The organism is Leifsonia sp. 2MCAF36 (assembly GCF_052115525.1).
Classification (GTDB): Bacteria; Actinomycetota; Actinomycetes; order Actinomycetales; family Microbacteriaceae; genus Leifsonia.
This window is the reverse complement of the sequence record NZ_JBFRGV010000001.1, coordinates 226892-243429: the sequence shown is the minus strand read 5'-3', so window position 1 is coordinate 243429 and position 16538 is coordinate 226892. Positions and strand designations below refer to the sequence as shown.

15 protein-coding genes are annotated in these 16538 nt (G+C 65.9%); 11 read left to right on the top strand and 4 right to left on the bottom strand.

The window, feature by feature from the left end:
* Positions 1–4 precede the first annotated feature (4 nt).
* Positions 5–634, bottom strand: coding sequence for a TetR family transcriptional regulator (locus AB4079_RS01175; RefSeq protein WP_441785444.1), 630 nt, complete (start codon positions 632–634; stop codon positions 5–7).
* A gap of 187 nt (positions 635–821) precedes the next feature.
* Here AB4079_RS01175 and AB4079_RS01170 point away from each other — a divergent pair, with 187 nt between their 5' ends.
* From AB4079_RS01170 to AB4079_RS01155, 4 genes are read left to right on the top strand one after another with little or no spacing between them, the layout of a single operon-like run.
* Positions 822–2138, top strand: a complete 1317-nt coding sequence (locus AB4079_RS01170; protein WP_441785443.1) for a sugar ABC transporter substrate-binding protein — start codon at positions 822–824, stop codon at positions 2136–2138.
* Positions 2135–3073: a carbohydrate ABC transporter permease gene (locus tag AB4079_RS01165; protein WP_441785442.1), complete on the top strand. Its 939-nt coding sequence runs from the start codon at positions 2135–2137 to the stop codon at positions 3071–3073. The genes AB4079_RS01170 and AB4079_RS01165 overlap by 4 nt, the downstream gene beginning before the upstream one ends.
* A 19-nt stretch (positions 3074–3092) precedes the next feature.
* Entirely contained in the window at positions 3093–3992 is a 900-nt protein-coding gene (locus AB4079_RS01160) for a carbohydrate ABC transporter permease (protein WP_441785441.1), read from the top strand.
* A gap of 38 nt (positions 3993–4030) precedes the next feature.
* Entirely contained in the window at positions 4031–6097 is a 2067-nt protein-coding gene (locus tag AB4079_RS01155; RefSeq protein WP_441785440.1) for a beta-galactosidase, read from the top strand.
* Here the strand turns inward: AB4079_RS01155 and AB4079_RS01150 are convergent.
* A complete protein-coding gene (locus AB4079_RS01150; protein ID WP_441785439.1) occupies positions 6076–6822 on the bottom strand; it encodes a GDSL-type esterase/lipase family protein in 747 nt (248 codons plus the stop codon). The genes AB4079_RS01155 and AB4079_RS01150 overlap by 22 nt on opposite strands.
* A gap of 58 nt (positions 6823–6880) precedes the next feature.
* Positions 6881–7030 (bottom strand): hypothetical protein, encoded by a 150-nt coding sequence (locus AB4079_RS01145; RefSeq protein WP_441785438.1) that lies wholly within the window; start codon positions 7028–7030, stop codon positions 6881–6883.
* Between the two features lie 214 nt (positions 7031–7244).
* Between AB4079_RS01145 and AB4079_RS01140 the strand changes: the two genes are divergently transcribed.
* The 4 genes from AB4079_RS01140 to AB4079_RS01125 all read left to right on the top strand — a co-directional run bounded on the left by AB4079_RS01140 (position 7245) and on the right by AB4079_RS01125 (position 11269).
* Entirely contained in the window at positions 7245–8141 is an 897-nt protein-coding gene (locus AB4079_RS01140) for a family 43 glycosylhydrolase (RefSeq protein ID WP_441785437.1), read from the top strand.
* Between the two features lie 16 nt (positions 8142–8157).
* Positions 8158–9426 (top strand): ABC transporter substrate-binding protein, encoded by a 1269-nt coding sequence (locus AB4079_RS01135; protein ID WP_441785436.1) that lies wholly within the window; start codon positions 8158–8160, stop codon positions 9424–9426.
* A 116-nt stretch (positions 9427–9542) separates the two neighbouring features.
* Positions 9543–10454 carry a carbohydrate ABC transporter permease gene (locus tag AB4079_RS01130; RefSeq protein WP_441785435.1) on the top strand — a complete coding sequence of 304 codons (912 nt, stop codon included), beginning with the start codon at positions 9543–9545 and terminating at the stop codon, positions 10452–10454.
* Positions 10451–11269 carry a carbohydrate ABC transporter permease gene (locus tag AB4079_RS01125; RefSeq protein ID WP_441785434.1) on the top strand — a complete coding sequence of 273 codons (819 nt, stop codon included), beginning with the start codon at positions 10451–10453 and terminating at the stop codon, positions 11267–11269. The genes AB4079_RS01130 and AB4079_RS01125 overlap by 4 nt, the downstream gene beginning before the upstream one ends.
* Positions 11270–11298: 29 nt before the next feature.
* Here the strand turns inward: AB4079_RS01125 and AB4079_RS01120 are convergent, their stop codons facing one another.
* Entirely contained in the window at positions 11299–12303 is a 1005-nt protein-coding gene (locus tag AB4079_RS01120) for a LacI family DNA-binding transcriptional regulator (protein ID WP_441785433.1), read from the bottom strand.
* A 95-nt stretch (positions 12304–12398) separates the two neighbouring features.
* Here AB4079_RS01120 and AB4079_RS01115 point away from each other — a divergent pair, with 95 nt between their 5' ends.
* From AB4079_RS01115 to AB4079_RS01105, 3 genes are all read left to right on the top strand, one after another.
* A complete protein-coding gene (locus tag AB4079_RS01115) occupies positions 12399–13382 on the top strand; it encodes a glycoside hydrolase family 43 protein (RefSeq protein WP_441785432.1) in 984 nt (327 codons plus the stop codon).
* Positions 13355–15661, top strand: a complete 2307-nt coding sequence (locus AB4079_RS01110) for an alpha-L-arabinofuranosidase C-terminal domain-containing protein (RefSeq protein WP_441785431.1) — start codon at positions 13355–13357, stop codon at positions 15659–15661. The genes AB4079_RS01115 and AB4079_RS01110 overlap by 28 nt, the downstream gene beginning before the upstream one ends.
* Positions 15662–15759: 98 nt before the next feature.
* Positions 15760–16527, top strand: coding sequence for an SDR family NAD(P)-dependent oxidoreductase (locus AB4079_RS01105; protein WP_441785430.1), 768 nt, complete (start codon positions 15760–15762; stop codon positions 16525–16527).
* Positions 16528–16538 lie beyond the last annotated feature (11 nt).

Below are 16538 nucleotides of genomic sequence, written 5' to 3'. Positions count from 1 at the left end.
GACGTCAGCCGCGGGGCGCGCTCGCCTGGTCGATCTCGGCCATCGTCACGCCGAGGACGCGTTCGATCAGCGATTGGAGCTCCGTCGCGATGTCGAAGTCCTGCTCCGCCAGCCACTGCAATTGCAGGCCCTCCCACGCGGTGTGGATCCAGCGCGAAGCCCGGTACGGCTCGATAGCATCGTCGACCACACCGGCCGCCTGGAGGCGTTCGATGCTCTGCACCATGCGCTCGTCACCGGCCCGCCAACGCTCTTTGAAGTACTCGTGCGCGGGATGCGTTGGGTCGCTGGACTCGCCGAACATCGCCGTGTGGAGTCGCACAACGTTGATGCGGCTCAGGCTCTCGGCGGCCCGTGCGGGGGCCCGCCGGACGGACTCGCCCAAGGGCATCGTCGACCACTCGTGCTCGTCGGAGAGCCGGAGGGCCGCCAGCAGCAGATCGTCTTTGGTGGGGTAGTGGTAGAGCACGCCCGGCTCGCTCAGGCCCGCGCGCTGGGCCACCTCTGCCGTGATCAGGGAACGATGGCCTTTCTCGAGCACGATCTCGAGCGCGGCTTCCGCGATGGCGCGGCGACGCTCCTTGGTCTTGGCATAGCTGCCGCGCGGTCCCCGCACGCCGACGGTATTCGTCATGCAGAAACCATAGACCAGATTTCTTAAAACTATTGACCACTAAGAATTGACTTTCGCCGCCCGGTCTGGTTACCATCCAAATGCGAACTCTATGAGCGACTCAGAGTTAGCGTTTCTGCACTTCCATTCCATCGACCGGCGCACCCGCTCCGGTGTCTTTCAAAGGTGAGGACGAATGCTTCCACGCATGTTGAATCGATACAAAGCCCGTCGTGGCGCTGCCACTGCGGTAGGCGCGACCGTCGCGGTCGCCGCCTTGCTGCTCACCGGCTGCACAGCGAACAGCCCGGCAGCCACCCCGACCGCGACCGCTGAGAAGGATGTCCACCTGACGTTCCTCAACCAGTCGCGGGGTCAAGAGATCGTGCTGAACGAACTCGCCAAAAAGTACGGCGAGGACACTGGCGTCACGGTCACCATCGACACTCCGGGCCCGGTGGACTACCTGCCGAAGCTCCAGTCGGACGCACAGTCGAAGCAGATGCCCGACATCTACTCCTCGTTCAACCCGGTCTCCATGGCACCCTTCTACAAGGCCGGCTGGGCGCTCGACCTGACCAAGGAACTCAAGGACGGGTGGAGCAAGAACTTCACCCCAGAAGTGATCAAGCTCGCGACGTTCGCCAAGGGCAACAACCTCGGGGTCAAGCCCGGCATCTACACCGTCCACTGGGAGAACCAGGCGTACGGCCTCATCTCAGATTCAGCGAACTCGGGCATCGACGCGACGAAACCCCCCAAAACGGTCGCGGATCTCATCAAGCAGCTGGCGGCCAGCAACAAGAACCCGAACGGCGGCTTCTCGGTCGCCGCGTCCCTCACGCCCCAGTTCGTGCAGTACCTCGCATCGAACTGGCTGACGGACAAGCAGATCAACGACACCTTCGCGGGCGACTACAAGTGGACGTCCGACGGCTGGGCGAAGGCCTTTCAAGTGATCGCGGACCTTAAGAAGGCGGGAGCCATCCAGGGTGACGCCATCCCAGGCGGCCAGACCGACAACCCCACCGTCGAGACGAACTTCTTCACCAAGCACAGCGTCGGTACCATCTTCGACGCCTCGCCCGGCGTCTCGGTCGCGCACAAGACGGCTCCGGACTACACCGCGTTCTTCTCGATGGCACTGCCGAAGGCGTCCGACGCCAAGTACACGCCCCGCTCTCCGGGTGTTCCCGGAAAGGGCGCAGTCATCAACCCGCGGGGCCAGCATGTCCAGGCCTCGCTGGCCTTCGTGAAGTGGCTCACCGAGCCGGCCCAGCAGGAGGTGTTCGCCAAGGAGGCGTACATCATCCCGACCAGCCCGTCGCTGCTGAAGAGCGCGAAGCTGCCCGACACCCTCACCGGCTTCGCGGAGGGCACGAAGAACCAGCAGGTCATCCCCAACACGTTCAGCGCCCAGGTGACGGATGCGATCAACCGTGACGTACAGAGCCTCGTGCTCGGCCAGATGACCGTGAAGGACCTGCTCGCCGACGTCCAGAGCGCGCAGGACGCCAGCCAGTGACCACCCTCAGCACCACACCTGCGCGGCGCTCCCTCGGAGCGCCGCGCAGGCGGCGCAGGATCGGCGGACGCAAGGCGCTCACCGGATACCTCTTCCTGGCACCCGCGATCGCCCTGATCGCAGTCTTCACGCTGGTGCCTTTCGTCGAGTCGATCGTGCTCAGCTTCCAGTCGTGGGACGGTGTCAGCCCGGACACGCCCTGGGTCGGCGTCCTCAACTACCAGGCCGCCTTCCGCAACGTCGCGTTCTGGACATCGATGAAGAACGTGGTCATCTTCGGCGTCGTCGGCTTCGTCGTCGGGAACGGCGTCGCCATGATCATGGCGCTCGCCGTCAACGCGATCCGCAAGGGCCGCACCTTCTTCCGTACGGTCTACTACCTGCCGAGCGTGCTCTCGGTGGTCGTCGTCGGCATGGTCTTCTCGGCCATGCTCGACCCGCGCTCCGGCATCGTGAACAAGATCCTCGGGTGGGCGGGACTCGGGTTCCTCCGGCACGACTGGCTGAACGACCCCAACGTCGCCATGCTCGCCGTCATCGCCGTTTTCCTGTGGCTGCACTGGGGGTTCGGCTTCATTCTGTTCCTCGCCGGCCTCCAGGACATCCCCAAGTACCTCTACGAGGCGGCCGAACTCGACGGCGCCCGCGGCTGGGCCAAGTTCCGGTACATCACCTGGCCTCAACTCGCCCCCGTGACCACAGTGGTCAGCCTGCTCACCTTGCTCGCAGCGTTGCAGATCTTCGGCACCGTGCAGGTCCTCACCAACGGCGGCCCCGGCTATACGACCATGGTGCCCACCCTCCAGATCTTCACGCAGGCCTTCACGTACAACAACTACGGCGCGGCTGCCGCCATGTCGGTGATTTTCGGCGGTGCCCTCATCCTGTTGTCGCTGCTCCAGCTCGGCATCTCGCGCCGTCGAGCGAACGTCTGAGCGGGAAAGGAAGACGATCATGACGACGACAACGAATGCACCCGAGTACGTCGGACTCCCCGAGAAGACGGCGACGGCCAAGGCCCGCGCGGGCCGTCGGCCTGTGCGCCCGGGACGCGTGGCGCTGTACGCGCTACTGGTCTCCGCGGCGCTGAGCGCTCTGTTCCCCATTCTCTGGATGATCTCCGGGTCGATGCAGAGCCTGCCCGAACTCCTCAAGGGCGACGCGCTCCTCCCGGCAGTGCCGCAATGGCAGAACTTCACCACGGCTTGGGTCAAGGGCAACCTCGGTGTGTACATGACGAACAGCGTCATCTACACGTTGTGCGCGGTCGCCGGCATCCTGTTGGTGTCGAGCCTGGCCGGGTACGCGCTGGCGCGGCTCGACTTCAAGGGAAAGGGCGTGTTCACCGCCCTCATCCTCGCTGTGATGATCATCCCGGCGCCCGCGATGTTCCTCGCCCAGTACAAGGTGCTGCTCGCGCTCGACCTGGCGAACACCCGCCAGGGCTACATCTTCATCCTGATCACCACGGGCATTCCGATCTCGACGCTGATCATGCGGAGCTTCTTCGCCTCGCAACCGAAGGATCTCGAGGAGGCGGCTGCGCTCGACGGCGCCTCGGCCTTGGGGACGTTCTTCCGGATCATGCTGCCGCTCGCCAAGCCCGGGCTTGCCGCGGTCGCCGTGATCCAGGCGTTCGCCGTCTGGAACGAGTATCTGATGGCTCTCGTGATCTTCAACGACAACGCGCTGATGCCGGTGCAGCGGGGACTCACCAGCTTCGTGTCGGCCGAGACCCCGCAGCCCCAGGTCCTGCTGGCCGCGACTCTGATCTCCATCGTCCCTGTCGTCGTCTTCTACCTCTTCGCCCAGCGTCAGATCGTCGACGGCATCAGCGCCGGCGCGATCAAGTAGGTCCGCGTCCAGCGCGACCGAAAGGAACCCAGCACCTCATGCGTCCTCTTTTCAGCGATACCCCCTGGTTCGGCGGCGACTACAACCCCGAGCAGTGGCCCGAGGCGGTGTGGGATGAGGATGTCGAGCTCATGCGTCGGGCCGGCGTGAACCTGGTGACCGTCGGCGTCTTCGCCTGGTCGCTGCTGGAGCCGGAAGAGGGCCGGTACGAGTTCGGCTGGCTGGACAGCGTGCTCGACCTGCTTCACGACAACGGAGTGAAGGTCGACCTCGCGACGGCGACTGCTGCGCCGCCGCCGTGGCTCTCGCGCCGCTACCCCGAGTCGCTGCCCGTGACCGTGGACGGTGTCCGGCTGTCGCCGGGCTCGCGTCAGGGCTACTGCCCGAGTTCTCCCGTCTACCGGCGGAGCGCGGCCCGGCTGACGCGCGTGCTGGCCGAGCGCTATGGCTCGCATCCGGCCGTCGTGATGTGGCACGTCAACAATGAGTACGGATGCCATGTCGCGCGATGCTACTGCGACGAGTCGGCCGCCGCCTTCCGACGGTGGCTGACCGCGAAGTACGACACGATCGGGGCACTGAACGAGGCGTGGGGGACCGCCTTCTGGTCCCAGTCCTACTCGAGCTTCGACGAGATCCTGCCGCCGCGCGCCACTGCCGCATACCCGAACCCGACGCAGTCCCTCGACTTCGAGCGGTTCAGCTCGGACGAGATGCTCGCCTGCTTCCTCGAGGAGAAAGCGATCCTCCGCGAGGTCACCCCGGACATCCCGGTGACGACGAACTTCATGGGACTGTTCCGCGGTGCCGACTACTGGCGTTGGGCGGAACACGTCGATGTCATCTCCGACGACCTCTACCCGGACCCCGCCGACCCGGACGCCGCCCGCGGGTCGGCCCTGGCACGGGATCTGATGCGTTCACTCGGCCGCGGCCGGCCGTGGATCCTGATGGAGCAGTCACCGAGCGCCGTGAACACCCGGCCGTCGAACGCGCCGAAGCCGCCGGGGCAGATGCGCGCGCTGTCCTATCAGGCTCTCGCCCGCGGAGCGGATGGCATCCTGTTCTTCCAGTGGCGGCAGTCGGCCTCCGGGGCCGAGAAGTTCCACTCCGCGATGGTCCCTCACGCCGGCACGGACACACGGATCTGGAGGGAGATCGAGCAACTGGGGTCGGAGCTCAAGAGCCTCGGAGAGGTGATGGGCGCGCGAGTCCAGGCCCAGGCAGCGCTGGTGTTCGACTGGGACAGCTGGTGGGCGATCGAGCAGCAAGGACTCCCGGCCACCTCGAGCTACAGGGCGCTGGTCGCCCGCTGGCACGCCGCACTCACGGAGGCGGGGCTCACCGTCGACCTGACGCGGGGCGACGAGGACCTGACGGGTTACCCGATCGTGATCGTCCCGAGCCTGTTCGTCACGACGGATGCGCAGGCGGCGGCCATCGATGCGGCTGCGCGCGCCGGGTCGAGCGTGCTGGTCACCGATCAGACCGGAATCGTCGACGAGAACCTCCGGGTGCGCCTCGGCGGGTACCTGGGCGAGCTGCAGTCGACGCTCGGGGTGTGGATAGAGGAGTTCTGGCCGCTGGCCGGCGCGTGGGTGCGCCCGGGCGCCATCCCCGTCTCGCCGGAGTCGACCGTGCCGCCGACCGTGTCGGTCTGCGGATCACTCTTCGCGGATGGTTCGGCAACCGGTGTCGAGTGGAGCGAAACCGTTCACGTCCGGCAGGCCGAGGTCGTCGCGGCGTTCGACGGTGGACCACTCGACGGCTGGCCCGCGCTCACCAGAAACGTTCGCGGCAACGGCTCGGCGTGGTATCTCGCCACTCGGCTCGGACAGGACGATATGGCGGCCATCGTTCGACAGCTGATCGCCGAGAGCGGCCTCGAGGTTCGCAGGCCGGACAGCGGCCGTGACGGAGGATTCGTGGAGTCGGTCCAGCGGGGCGACACCCTCTTCGTGATCAACCACGGGACCGCTGCGGTCACACTTGCGATCCCCGGGACCGACGTGCTGAGCGGTGGGGCTGCGTCCGGCATGACCCTCGAACCGAACGGAGTCGCTGCGGTGGTGGCAGAGGTCGTTCAGGCTTCGTCGGCGAGCTGAGAGTACTCAGGTTCCAGCCCCTGGCGCACGGCCGACGCGAACACCCGGTAGCCTCGCTCGTTGAAATGCAGCCGGTCGGGGCCGAAAAGGTCGCGGTTCATGGACCCGTCGGCCCGAAGCAGCGCCTGTGAGGTGTCGATGAACCGGAAGCCGCCCGACTGGCTCTCCGCGGCCAGGCGACGATTGGCCTTCTGGATCTCGGAACGTACCCGCGCCCGTTGTGGGGCTTCGGTAATCGCTACGTAATAGATCCGCGTCTCCGGCAGGGCCCGCTGAACCCGTTGGATGTACTCCATGATCAGGTCGACGGTCCGATCGGCCGACTTCGTGAAGAACGGGGCGCCGCTGATGTCGTTGGACCCGATGTACAGCACCAGCACTCGCGGCCGTCGGGGCAACACCATTCGGTCGAGGTAGGCGATGTGGTCTCCGGCCCTCGTTCCGCCGATCCCGATGTTGGCGGTGATCAGCGGCGCCAGATCGTCGCCCGACGTCGTCCAGCGTTCGAAGAACGAACTCCCGGACAGGAGGATGCCGTCCCGCTCGGGGTCGGCAGCGAAACGACGCTGGAGTTCGCGGACGTCGTGTTCGTAGCGTGACGGGTCGTCCCGAGCCCACAGGACATATCGGATGGCCGCTCCCATCGCCAGGGTGGCGGCTAGAGCAGCCGCGCCACCGAGCGTTGCCAACGCCGTGCTGCGATCGGGTCGTTTCAGGGTGCTCACGCGGATCCTCCTCTTCTCCAGTGTGGCCGACATCACTGACCGACGAGTGCACAAATCCTCAGCGAAGGATGAGATCGGGGGCGAACCGGGCGGCCGCTGCTCCAAGCGCGCCACCGGCGCCGAGCAGTACGAGCAGCGGAAGTCGGTCCGCTGGCCGGGCGAGCACAGCATGTCGTGTCGCAGCGGTCGCCACCGCGGCGTTCACCATGGCCCGAAGGTACTGAGGTTGTCGACGGTGGCGTGGACGTTGGTCTTTTCGTCCGTGTCGTCGCTCAGCAGATAGAGCGCCGGCGCGACGACCAGACGCAGACAGAGGTGTTCAGTTGCGCTTTCCGAGGGAATATGTGACGATACAGGACATCCGAACATGTATCGATATAAATCGAGTGTCGGGAATCAGCGGAAGAAGGGAGAGCACGGACGTGAGCCGGTCGAAGGAGGACGGAGAGCGCTACTACGCGGACCCCGCGTTGACCGCGTTCGCGGGTCGCTACTTCCTCTATCCCACCACTGACGGGTCGGACGACTGGTCTTCCGACTCCTTCCATGTGCTCGCCTCGGACGACCTCCACAACTGGAGCGACCAGGGCGAGATCCTTCGCCTGGGCAGGGACGTGTCCTGGGCGACCGCCCACGCCTGGGCTCCGGCGGCGACCGAGAGGAACGGTCTCTACTACTTCTACTTCACCGCCGACGACAACATCGGTGTGGCGGTCGGGACGTCGCCGACGGGACCGTTCCGCGATTCAGGGGCTCCGATCGTCGCCGACGGCCAGTACTCCGGGCGTGCGATCGACCCCGCCGTGTTCACGGACGACGATGGAACCTCGTACCTCCTCTGGGGCAACGGGGTCGCCCACATCGCCCGGCTGAACGACGACATGGTCTCCATCGACACCGACCACGTCACCGAATGGACGCACCCCACCTTCCGTGAGGCGGCGCATCTGCACAGGAGAGGCGCGCTCTACTACCTCACCTGGTCGGAAAACGACACGCGTGACCCTGAGTACCGGGTTCGTTGGGCGACCGGAAGCACTCCGGTCGGCCCGTGGACGGACCGAGGCGTCTTGCTGGAACAGGAGCCGGGGGAGGGCATCTTCGCCACCGGACACCACTCGATCCTCCGCGTTCCGGAGACGGATGACTGGCTGATCGCGTATCACCGCTTCGCCGTGCCGGACGGTGACGGCTTCCATCGCGAGATCGTCATCGACCCCGTGATCCACCTGCCGTCGGGCGACCTCGCCCGCGTACGACCGGGCAGCCCCTCGATCCGGTTGACACACCCAGCAATACCCGAAACCCTCGACACCTGAGAGAAAGAAGAAAGCAATGTCGCTTCACCTCCGATCCGTCTCGCGACCACGAGCTGTGGCCAGGACGCTGATGGCCGTCTCCGTGATCGCCGCGGCTGCTGCCGCCCTCACCGCCTGCTCCGCCGGCTCGGGCGGCGCCGAATCGAAGACCGTCACGTTCCTCTCCTGGGACAACCAGCAGACCATCAAGCCGGTGCTCGATGAATTCCAGAAAGAGAACCCCGGCTACACCGTCAAGGCGTCCTATGCGCCGCCCGTCCCGCAGTACATCCAGAAGCTGCAGACCCTGCTCGGTTCCGGCACCGCACCCGACGTCTTCATCATCACCGCCGAGAACAAGACCCAGATCATGGACGGCGGCTTCGCGAAAGACCTCAGCGGCGAATCGTGGATCTCCAACATCGCGCCCGCGGCGAAGGCCACCTACACCAAGGACGGCAAGGTCTATGGGGCGGCCACGGCCTCCTGGGGCGGCGGCATCCTCGTCAACAAGGACCTCCTGGCAAAAGTCGGCTACACCGGAGCGCCGAAGACCTGGCAGGACTTCCTCGACCTGGGGCTCAAGCTGAAGGATGCGGGAATCACCCCGTTCTATGAGGCAGGCGACGGCATCCCGGTGACGATCGCGGCGCTGGTCGGGCTGCAGAACCAGGGCATGGGCGGCAAGCTGGACGCGGACATCTGGGCGGGAAAGACCACGTTCCAGAAGACCTGGACGCAACCGTTGAAGACGTGGAACGAGCTCTTCGAGAAGGGGATCGAACCACGAAGCGTCGCGGGCCTGACCGGAGACCAGGTGCTGCAGCAGTTCGAGCAAGGGAAGGTAGCGATGATCGCCACCGGTTCCTGGGCGCTCGGCGGGATCCAGCAGGCGGCACCGGACCTCAAACTGCAGTATCTCCCGGTCCCGACCGCCGACGGCACGCCCTACTGGGCCGGCGCGGTCTCGCCCGGGTACGCGATCAATGCCAAGGCCAAGAACCCCGACGCCGCCGAGAAGTTCGTCGAGTTCCTCCAGAGCAAGAAGGGCGTCCAGATCTACCAGAAGACGACGCAGTCCATCACCACGACGAAGGACTTCACCCCTACTCTGGACCCCGCGCTCTCCGCCATGACCGAGGCCGTCCGTGCCGGACAGTTCTACCTTCCGCAGGTGAGCTGGCCGACCCACAGTGATGTGATGAACAGTGAAGCGGTCGCCCTCATGCAGCAGACCATCTCCGGCAGCATCTCGCCGGACCAGTTCGCCAAAGGCATGGACGAGAAGCTCAAGTCGCTTCAGTGAGCTCCGGGGGCGGCGGCCGGTTCCCCCGGCCGGCTGCCGCCCTCGGGTCATACCGAACAGGAAGTGCCATGATGGCCAGCGCAACAACCGTAGAACGGCCGGAAACCGGCCGCGACGTGCGAACAGTCGAGTTCACGAGACGACGATTCCGGCGGGCGAGGGAAGGCTTCGCCGCCTACTGGTTCACCCTCCCGATCCTCATCGTGTTCGTCGTCCTGTACCTCATCCCGATGGCGCAGTCGGTGTACTACTCCTTCACCGACTACAACGGGTACGTCGCGACGCCTACATTCGTGGGGTTCTCCAACTACGTGCGGATCTGGTCGGACTCGTCCATGCTCTCGGCGCTGGGGTTCACCCTCTTCTATGCGGTCGCCACCACCATCCTCGTGACGGTGCTCGCGATCCCGCTCGCGCTCGTCCTGAATCGTCGCTTCGTCGGTCGGGGCTTCGTCCGCTCCATTTTCTTCTTCCCGGCCGTTCCGAGTGTCGCGATTCTCGGACTGGTGTGGGCGTTCATCCTCAGCCCGCTCGGGTCGGGTGTCATCAACTCGATCATCGGATACCTCGGCGTCGCACCGATCCCGTGGTTGTCCGATCCGACGCTGGCGCAGCTCAGTGTCATCCTGGTCGCCATCTGGGCGCAGACGGGCTGGCACGCCATGCTCTATCTGGCCTACCTCCAGGCGCTGCCGTCGGACATCTTCGAAGCAGCGAAGATCGACGGTGCCAGCAGGTGGCAGGAGTTCAAGAGCCTCACGCTTCCCCTCCTCACCCCTGCGATCACGGTCAGCCAGCTGCTCTTGCTCACCGGAGGGCTCAAGGTCTACGACCTGCCGTTCACCCTCACCAAGGGCGGTCCCGGTTTCGCCACCAGGACGCTGACCCAGACCATCATCGAGAACGGCATCGCCCAGTCCGATATCGGTAAGGCATCGGCACTCAGCGTGCTCTTCCTGATTGCCGTCGGGGTCATCATCCTCGGCCAGCTGGCTCTCTCCCGTCGTCTCGAGGAGCGTTACTCATGAAACAGAGTCGTGGGCTCATCCGGAGCATCGTGATGGTCCCGATCGCGTGCATCGTGGCCGTCCCCTTCTACTACATCGTGGTCAACACGCTGAAGACGCAACCCGAGACCGCTGCGAACCCGCTCGCCCTGCCGTCGAGCCTCTACCTCGGCAACTACCTGCACGTGTTCGAGACCACCCCGATCGTGCAGGCGTTCGCGAACACGCTGTACGTGACCGTGATCTCCATCGTGCTGATGCTGGTGATCGGCTCGATGGCCGCGTTCGGAGTCCTCATCGGCAAGGGCCGCTTCGCGACCGTGCTCGGCGTGATCCTGGTCATCGCGTTCCTCATCCCCGGGCAGTCGACGCTGATCCCGCTCTACCGGATGCTCGCGGGCGTCCAGCTCGTGGACTCCCTCAACGGGCTCATCGTCATGTACTCGTGCGGCTCGATCTTCTGCTATTTCCTGATCATCGGTTACATGAGGACCATTCCGATCGAGCTGTTCGAGGCGGCGCGGATCGATGGCGCCGGCGCGTTCCGCGTCTACTGGTCGGTGACGCTGCCCTTGATCCGGCCGATTCTGGTGACCGTCGGCGTGTTCCAGACGATGTGGGTGTGGAACGACTTCATCACACCCAACGTGTTCATCAACTCGCCGGAGAAGCAGACGCTGGTGCTGCAGGTGTACTCCGCCGTCGGGCAGTTCACCACCGACTGGCCCGCCTTCATGACGCTGAGCGTCATCGTCCTGATCCCGATGGTGATCTTCTTCATCGTCGCGCAGCGTCAGATCGTCAGCGGCCTCGTCAGCGGCAGCGTCAAGGGATGACCGGCCGCCCCCTGGAGTGCCGCGCTGGCTTACACGACCCCGGTCGACTCGCGTTCCATGACCTGGAACGGGCTGATGAACTCGACCGGGTCACCGGCTTCGCGGCTGATCCGGGCGGCGAGAAGGTCCACGGCTTTCGCCGCCATGAGATCGTGCGAGGGGTTCACGCTCGACAGCGACGGGGTCAGGAAGCGGCTGCTCTCGACGTCGTCGAAGCCGATCACCTTGACGTCCGTCGGGACGGACAGCCCGGCGTCCGCCAGGCCACGGATCGCCCCGAGCGCGACATAATCGGTGACGCAGAAGAGTCCGTCGAAGCGCACACCACCGGCCAGCGCCTCACGGACCGCCTTCACCGCGCTGGCCGGCGAGAAGTCGTCCAGCACCAGGGTCAGGGCAGGGTCCTCGTCCATCCCGTGATCCTGCAGGGCACGCCGGTACCCGTCGTGACGCAGGCTCGACACGTCCGTGTCGCTTCCCAACGGCCCATGCAGAGCTGCGATGCGCCGGCATCCTCGATCGATGAGGTGCGACACCGCGGCGCGCGCGCCCTCGACATTCGGCATCGCCACATGGTCGACCGGACCTTGGAAGATGCGCTCACCCAGGATGATCACCGGGAAGTCGACGCGCAGCATGTCGACGTCCGCTTCCCCCAGCCCGACAGTGCTCAGGATGAGGCCGTCGTACAGGCGGACCCTCGACAGCGCCAGCGCGGTGAGCTCGTTCTCCTTCGAGCGGCCGGTCTGTTCGATGACGACGTGGAGGTCGTGGCGGTTGCCGTGCTCGATCACGGCAGCCGCGAGCTGACCGAAATAGGGCCGGTCGATCTCCGGCACGGCCAGGCCGATCGTGTGCGTCCGACCGCGCCGAAGGTTCCGCGCCGCGACGTTGACCCGGTAGTCCAGGTCCTCGATCGTCTGGAGGACCTTCGCCCGGGTGGTGTCCTTTACGTGGGGGCGCCGGTTGATGACGTTCGAGACCGTCATCGGGGAGACCCCTGCCGCCTTCGCGATGTCGTTGATGGTCACCATGGATGCTCTTCCCTCTCCCCGCGAAACCGTGTCACGGCAGCGCGTCCTATAACGTTACATCTAACCTCACGCCGACGGGTTTCGGGAGGGGCACGGTGACCGCGTCGTACGACGGCTTCCTGCTCGCGCACTTCGTCAACGGGAACACCCCGGATGCCGAACAGATCAGATTCGCCCTGACGCCCAGCCGGGAACCGGACAGCTGGAGGGAGCTCAACGGGGGGCGGCCGGTGCTGAGGTCGGCGGTCGGCGAGTGTGGCGTGCGCGATCCGTTCATCGTCCGCGACGATGCACGGGGCACGTTCGTGGTGCTCGCGACGGACCTGCGCACCTATCCTGACGAGGACTGGGCGCGCGCGGTTCGGTGGGGGAGTCGATCGATCGTGGTCTGGGAGAGCCACGACCTGATCGAGTGGTCAGCCGGACGACTCGCGGAGGTCGCGCCCGCCGGCGCAGGCAACACCTGGGCGCCGAAGGCATTCTGGTCGCCGGAGCGCAGCACCTGGCTCGTGTTCTTCGCGAGCGCGCTGTATGCGGACGGCGCTGCTCGCCTCGATCAGACCCATCAGCGAATCCTCGTGAGCGAGACGCGCGACTTCACCTCCTTCACGCCGGCGCAGACCTACCTCGACCCGGGTCATGACGTCATCGATGTGACGTTCCTGGCCTGGCGGGGAGGTCTCGCCCGATTCTCGGCGGACTCTCTGTCGGCCGATCCCGCCTTCCGTTCGCAGTTCGTCCGCCAGGAGATCGGGCAGTCGATGCTGTCAACGGATTTCGCGGTCGTCGCCGCCGATCTCGGTACCGGGACTCAGTCGCGCGCCGAAGGACCGGCCGCGTTCTCGTCTGCGGACGGGACGGCGGCGTACCTCCTGCTCGACGAATTCGGGGAGCGGGGCTACCAGCTCTACCGCAGCGAGACGCCGCACTCGGGCGACTGGCAGCACCTCTCCGCCACTCGACTTCCGCACGGAGCCCGCCACGGTTCCGTGATCCCGATCACCGCAACCGAACGCGCCCGCTTGGAGCGCGCATATCTGGAGACCTCATCATGGCACCAGCCGAACCCGTCCGCTTGACCGTCCACATCGACGATGAGAACCCGAGACCGATCAGCACGGACCTGTGGGGAGTCTTCTTCGAAGACATCAACTATGCCGCCGACGGCGGGCTGTATGCGGAACTGATCCGCAACCGCTCCTTCTCCTTCAGTGCCGTCGATCGACCGGACTGGCATGCGTTGACCGGATGGGAGACCCTCGGTCACGTCGAACACCAGAACGGCGCTCTCCTGCCGATACTGCTGGACGCCACGACGGGACCGGCGTCGATCACGAATCAGGGATTCGACGGCATATCGGTCCGCGCCGGCGCTCGCTACATCCTCCGCCTGAGGGCGACCGCACCGGCACCGGGTGCCGAGCTCGACATCGAACTCCTCGGACCAGGCGATACGCCCTTGGCGACGGCCTCGATCGCACTGGGGCCGGAAGAGGTGGCTCATCGAATCGTCATGACCTCCGCCGCAACCCAACCGGGAAGCAGCCTGCGTGTCTCGCTCCCTCACGGCCGCGCAGCAGTCGGGCTCGTGTCCCTTTTCCCCGAGGAGACCTTCGGCGGCGACAACGGTCTTCGGCCGGACCTCGCGAGCGCCATCGCCGACCTCCGGCCGCGCTTCGTCCGCTTCCCGGGAGGCTGTATCGCCCACGGGATGGGGCTGCAGAATCTGTACAACTGGAAAGAGACGCTGGGACCGGTAGAGGGCCGCACGCAGAACTTCAATCTGTGGGGCTACCACCAGTCGATGGGTCTCGGCTACTACGAGTACTTCCGGTTCTGCGCGCAGATCGGTGCGAAGCCTCTCCCGGTCGTGGCTGCGGGTGTGTGCTGCCAGAACGTCCTCGGCGGGCAACAGGCGATCCCCGACGACGAGTTCGACGCCTACATTCAAGATGTCCTCGATCTGATCGAATACGCGAACGGCCCGGTGAGCAGCCGCTGGGGGAGCCGGCGGGCCGAAGCCGGGCATCCGGAGCCCTTCGGGCTCGAGTACCTCGGGATCGGGAACGAAGACGAGATCACGGACCAGTTCACCGACCGATTCCAGCGGCTGTTCGAGGCGGTCGGGGTCGCACATCCCGAGATCACCGTGATCGGCACCGCGGGTCCGTTCCCGTTCGGCAGCGACTACGAGCGGGGGTGGGAGCTCGCGCGCCGGCTGGCCGTCCCGATCGTCGACGAGCACTCGTACAAGGCCCCCAGCTGGTATTTCCAGCACCTGGATCGCTTCGACGGCTATGACCGGTCGGGGCCGGCCGTGTACATCGGCGAGTACGGTTCACGAGGCAACAGCCTGCTCTGCGCGCTCGCCGAAGCCGCCTACATGATGGGGATGGAGCGAAACGGCGATATCGTCCGGCTGGCCTCGTACGCGCCCCTGCTGGCGAAGATCGACAGGACGCAGTGGGTGCCGGACCTGATCTACTTCGACAACGAACGCGTGCTCCCGACTTTCAACTACCATGTGCAGCGCATGCACGCGATGGCCGCCGGGGATGCCTCCCTCCCGGTCACAACGTCGGGCGTACCGGAGTTCACCCGGGGCGTCGTGCCGGGCTCCAGTGTGGCCGTCAAGGCGCAGACCGGAACGCTGGCGATTCAGGGCGCACGCATCACAGGTTCCGACATCGTGACGGTGAGTGCCGAGGGCTCCGACCGCTTCACCGCTCTCCCGCTCAGCACGGATCTCCCCGACTACACGATCCAGCTGCGGGTGGAGCTCGTCAACGGCTGCAACGGCTTCATCGTGGCCTTCGGCGCCGTCGACTCGGACAACGACGCCTTCGAGTGGCACCTCGGCACCTGGGGGAATCGGTTCCACATGCTGCAACGTCGAACGGACGGCATCACCGACGACGTGCTCGAGCCGGTTCCCATGCTCCCGAAGGACAGCGCGGGCGGTGACCTCGAGATCCGGGTGACAGGGCGAGGCGAGCGGGTCGTCTGCGTTTTCAACGGAGTGACGATCTTCGACTTCACAGACTCCGGTCTGCCGGAGCGGCGGATCTCGGTGGCAGCCGTGTCGCGTTCCACCGACCGCGCTGTTTTCGTCAAAGCCGTGAACGCTACGGGGCAACCGGCGGTCCTCGACGTGACCCGTGCGTCGGGCGAGCCGGTACGACAGGGCGACACCGTCTCGCTGTCCGCCGAGCCGGACGCGGGAGAGCCGTTCCAGGAAGCGCCGGCTGAGCCGGTGAGTGTGGTCGGCGTTGATCACAGCCGGGGGATCCCCCTCCCGCCCTTCTCGTTCACCATCGTCCGGCTCGATCCGGCGGACTCGTCCACGACACTCCAGTGACGCGCCCGAAGTCGTGAGCTACAGCCAGTCGGGAATCGAGGAGTGTCTCGAGCCAGGAGGCTTCCTCCATCCCTCTGCGCTGCGTACTCTGAGGCACCATGAACGTTCTTGACCAGTTCGACCTGTCCGGTCGGACGGCGGTGGTGACGGGATCCACACGGGGCCTGGGTCGCGCTTTCGCCCAGGCACTCATCGAAGCCGGCGCGAACGTCGTGGTCGTCGGTCGCGACAGCGGCGAGGCTGAGGCGGTCAGCGCCGAACTGGCGGATCGCGGCGGCCGGACCATCGGAGTGGCAGCCGACGTGACGTCGCGCCCGGACATCGAAAGGCTGCTCGAGCGGACCGTGTCCGAGTTCGGGCGTGCAGACATCCTGGTCAACAACGCCGGCGTCTGCATCCACAGGCCGGCGGTCGATGTGAAGGACGAGGAGTGGCGCCACGTGATGGGCGTGAACGTCGACGGGCTCTGGATGGCCAGCCAAGTGTTCGGCCGGCACATGATCGCCGAGGGCGGCGGCTCCATCATCAACGTGGGGTCGATGTCGGCGTCGATCGTCAACCGTCCGCAGTGGCAGCCGGCGTACAACGCGTCCAAGGCGGCGGTCCACCACCTCACCCGCAGCCTCGCGGCGGAGTGGGCGCCGCACAACGTCCGCGTCAACGCGCTCGCACCGGGCTACATGCACACCGAGATGTCTCCGATCGATGACCCGAAGTTCCACCGCTACTGGATCGAGGACACTCCGCAGCAGCGTGCGGGCGAACCGGAAGAACTCGGCGGCGCCATCGTGTTCCTCGCCAGTGCGGCGTCCAGCTTCATGACGGGTTCCGTGCTCACGGTCGACGGCGGATACAGCGTCTTCTGAGGGGTGCGCAG

What these genes read in the sequence shown, in the direction of transcription:
- AB4079_RS01175 (WP_441785444.1), bottom strand. Translation starts at nt 634, where the DNA reads ATGACGAATACCGTCGGCGTGCGGGGACCGCGCGGCAGCTATGCCAAG.
- AB4079_RS01170 (WP_441785443.1), top strand. Translation starts at nt 822, where the DNA reads ATGTTGAATCGATACAAAGCCCGTCGTGGCGCTGCCACTGCGGTAGGC.
- AB4079_RS01160 (WP_441785441.1), top strand. Translation starts at nt 3,093, where the DNA reads ATGACGACGACAACGAATGCACCCGAGTACGTCGGACTCCCCGAGAAG.
- AB4079_RS01155 (WP_441785440.1), top strand. Translation starts at nt 4,031, where the DNA reads ATGCGTCCTCTTTTCAGCGATACCCCCTGGTTCGGCGGCGACTACAAC.
- AB4079_RS01145 (WP_441785438.1), bottom strand. Translation starts at nt 7,030, where the DNA reads ATGGTGAACGCCGCGGTGGCGACCGCTGCGACACGACATGCTGTGCTC.
- AB4079_RS01135 (WP_441785436.1), top strand. Translation starts at nt 8,158, where the DNA reads ATGTCGCTTCACCTCCGATCCGTCTCGCGACCACGAGCTGTGGCCAGG.
- AB4079_RS01125 (WP_441785434.1), top strand. Translation starts at nt 10,451, where the DNA reads ATGAAACAGAGTCGTGGGCTCATCCGGAGCATCGTGATGGTCCCGATC.
- AB4079_RS01120 (WP_441785433.1), bottom strand. Translation starts at nt 12,303, where the DNA reads ATGGTGACCATCAACGACATCGCGAAGGCGGCAGGGGTCTCCCCGATG.
- AB4079_RS01110 (WP_441785431.1), top strand. Translation starts at nt 13,355, where the DNA reads ATGGCACCAGCCGAACCCGTCCGCTTGACCGTCCACATCGACGATGAG.
- AB4079_RS01105 (WP_441785430.1), top strand. Translation starts at nt 15,760, where the DNA reads ATGAACGTTCTTGACCAGTTCGACCTGTCCGGTCGGACGGCGGTGGTG.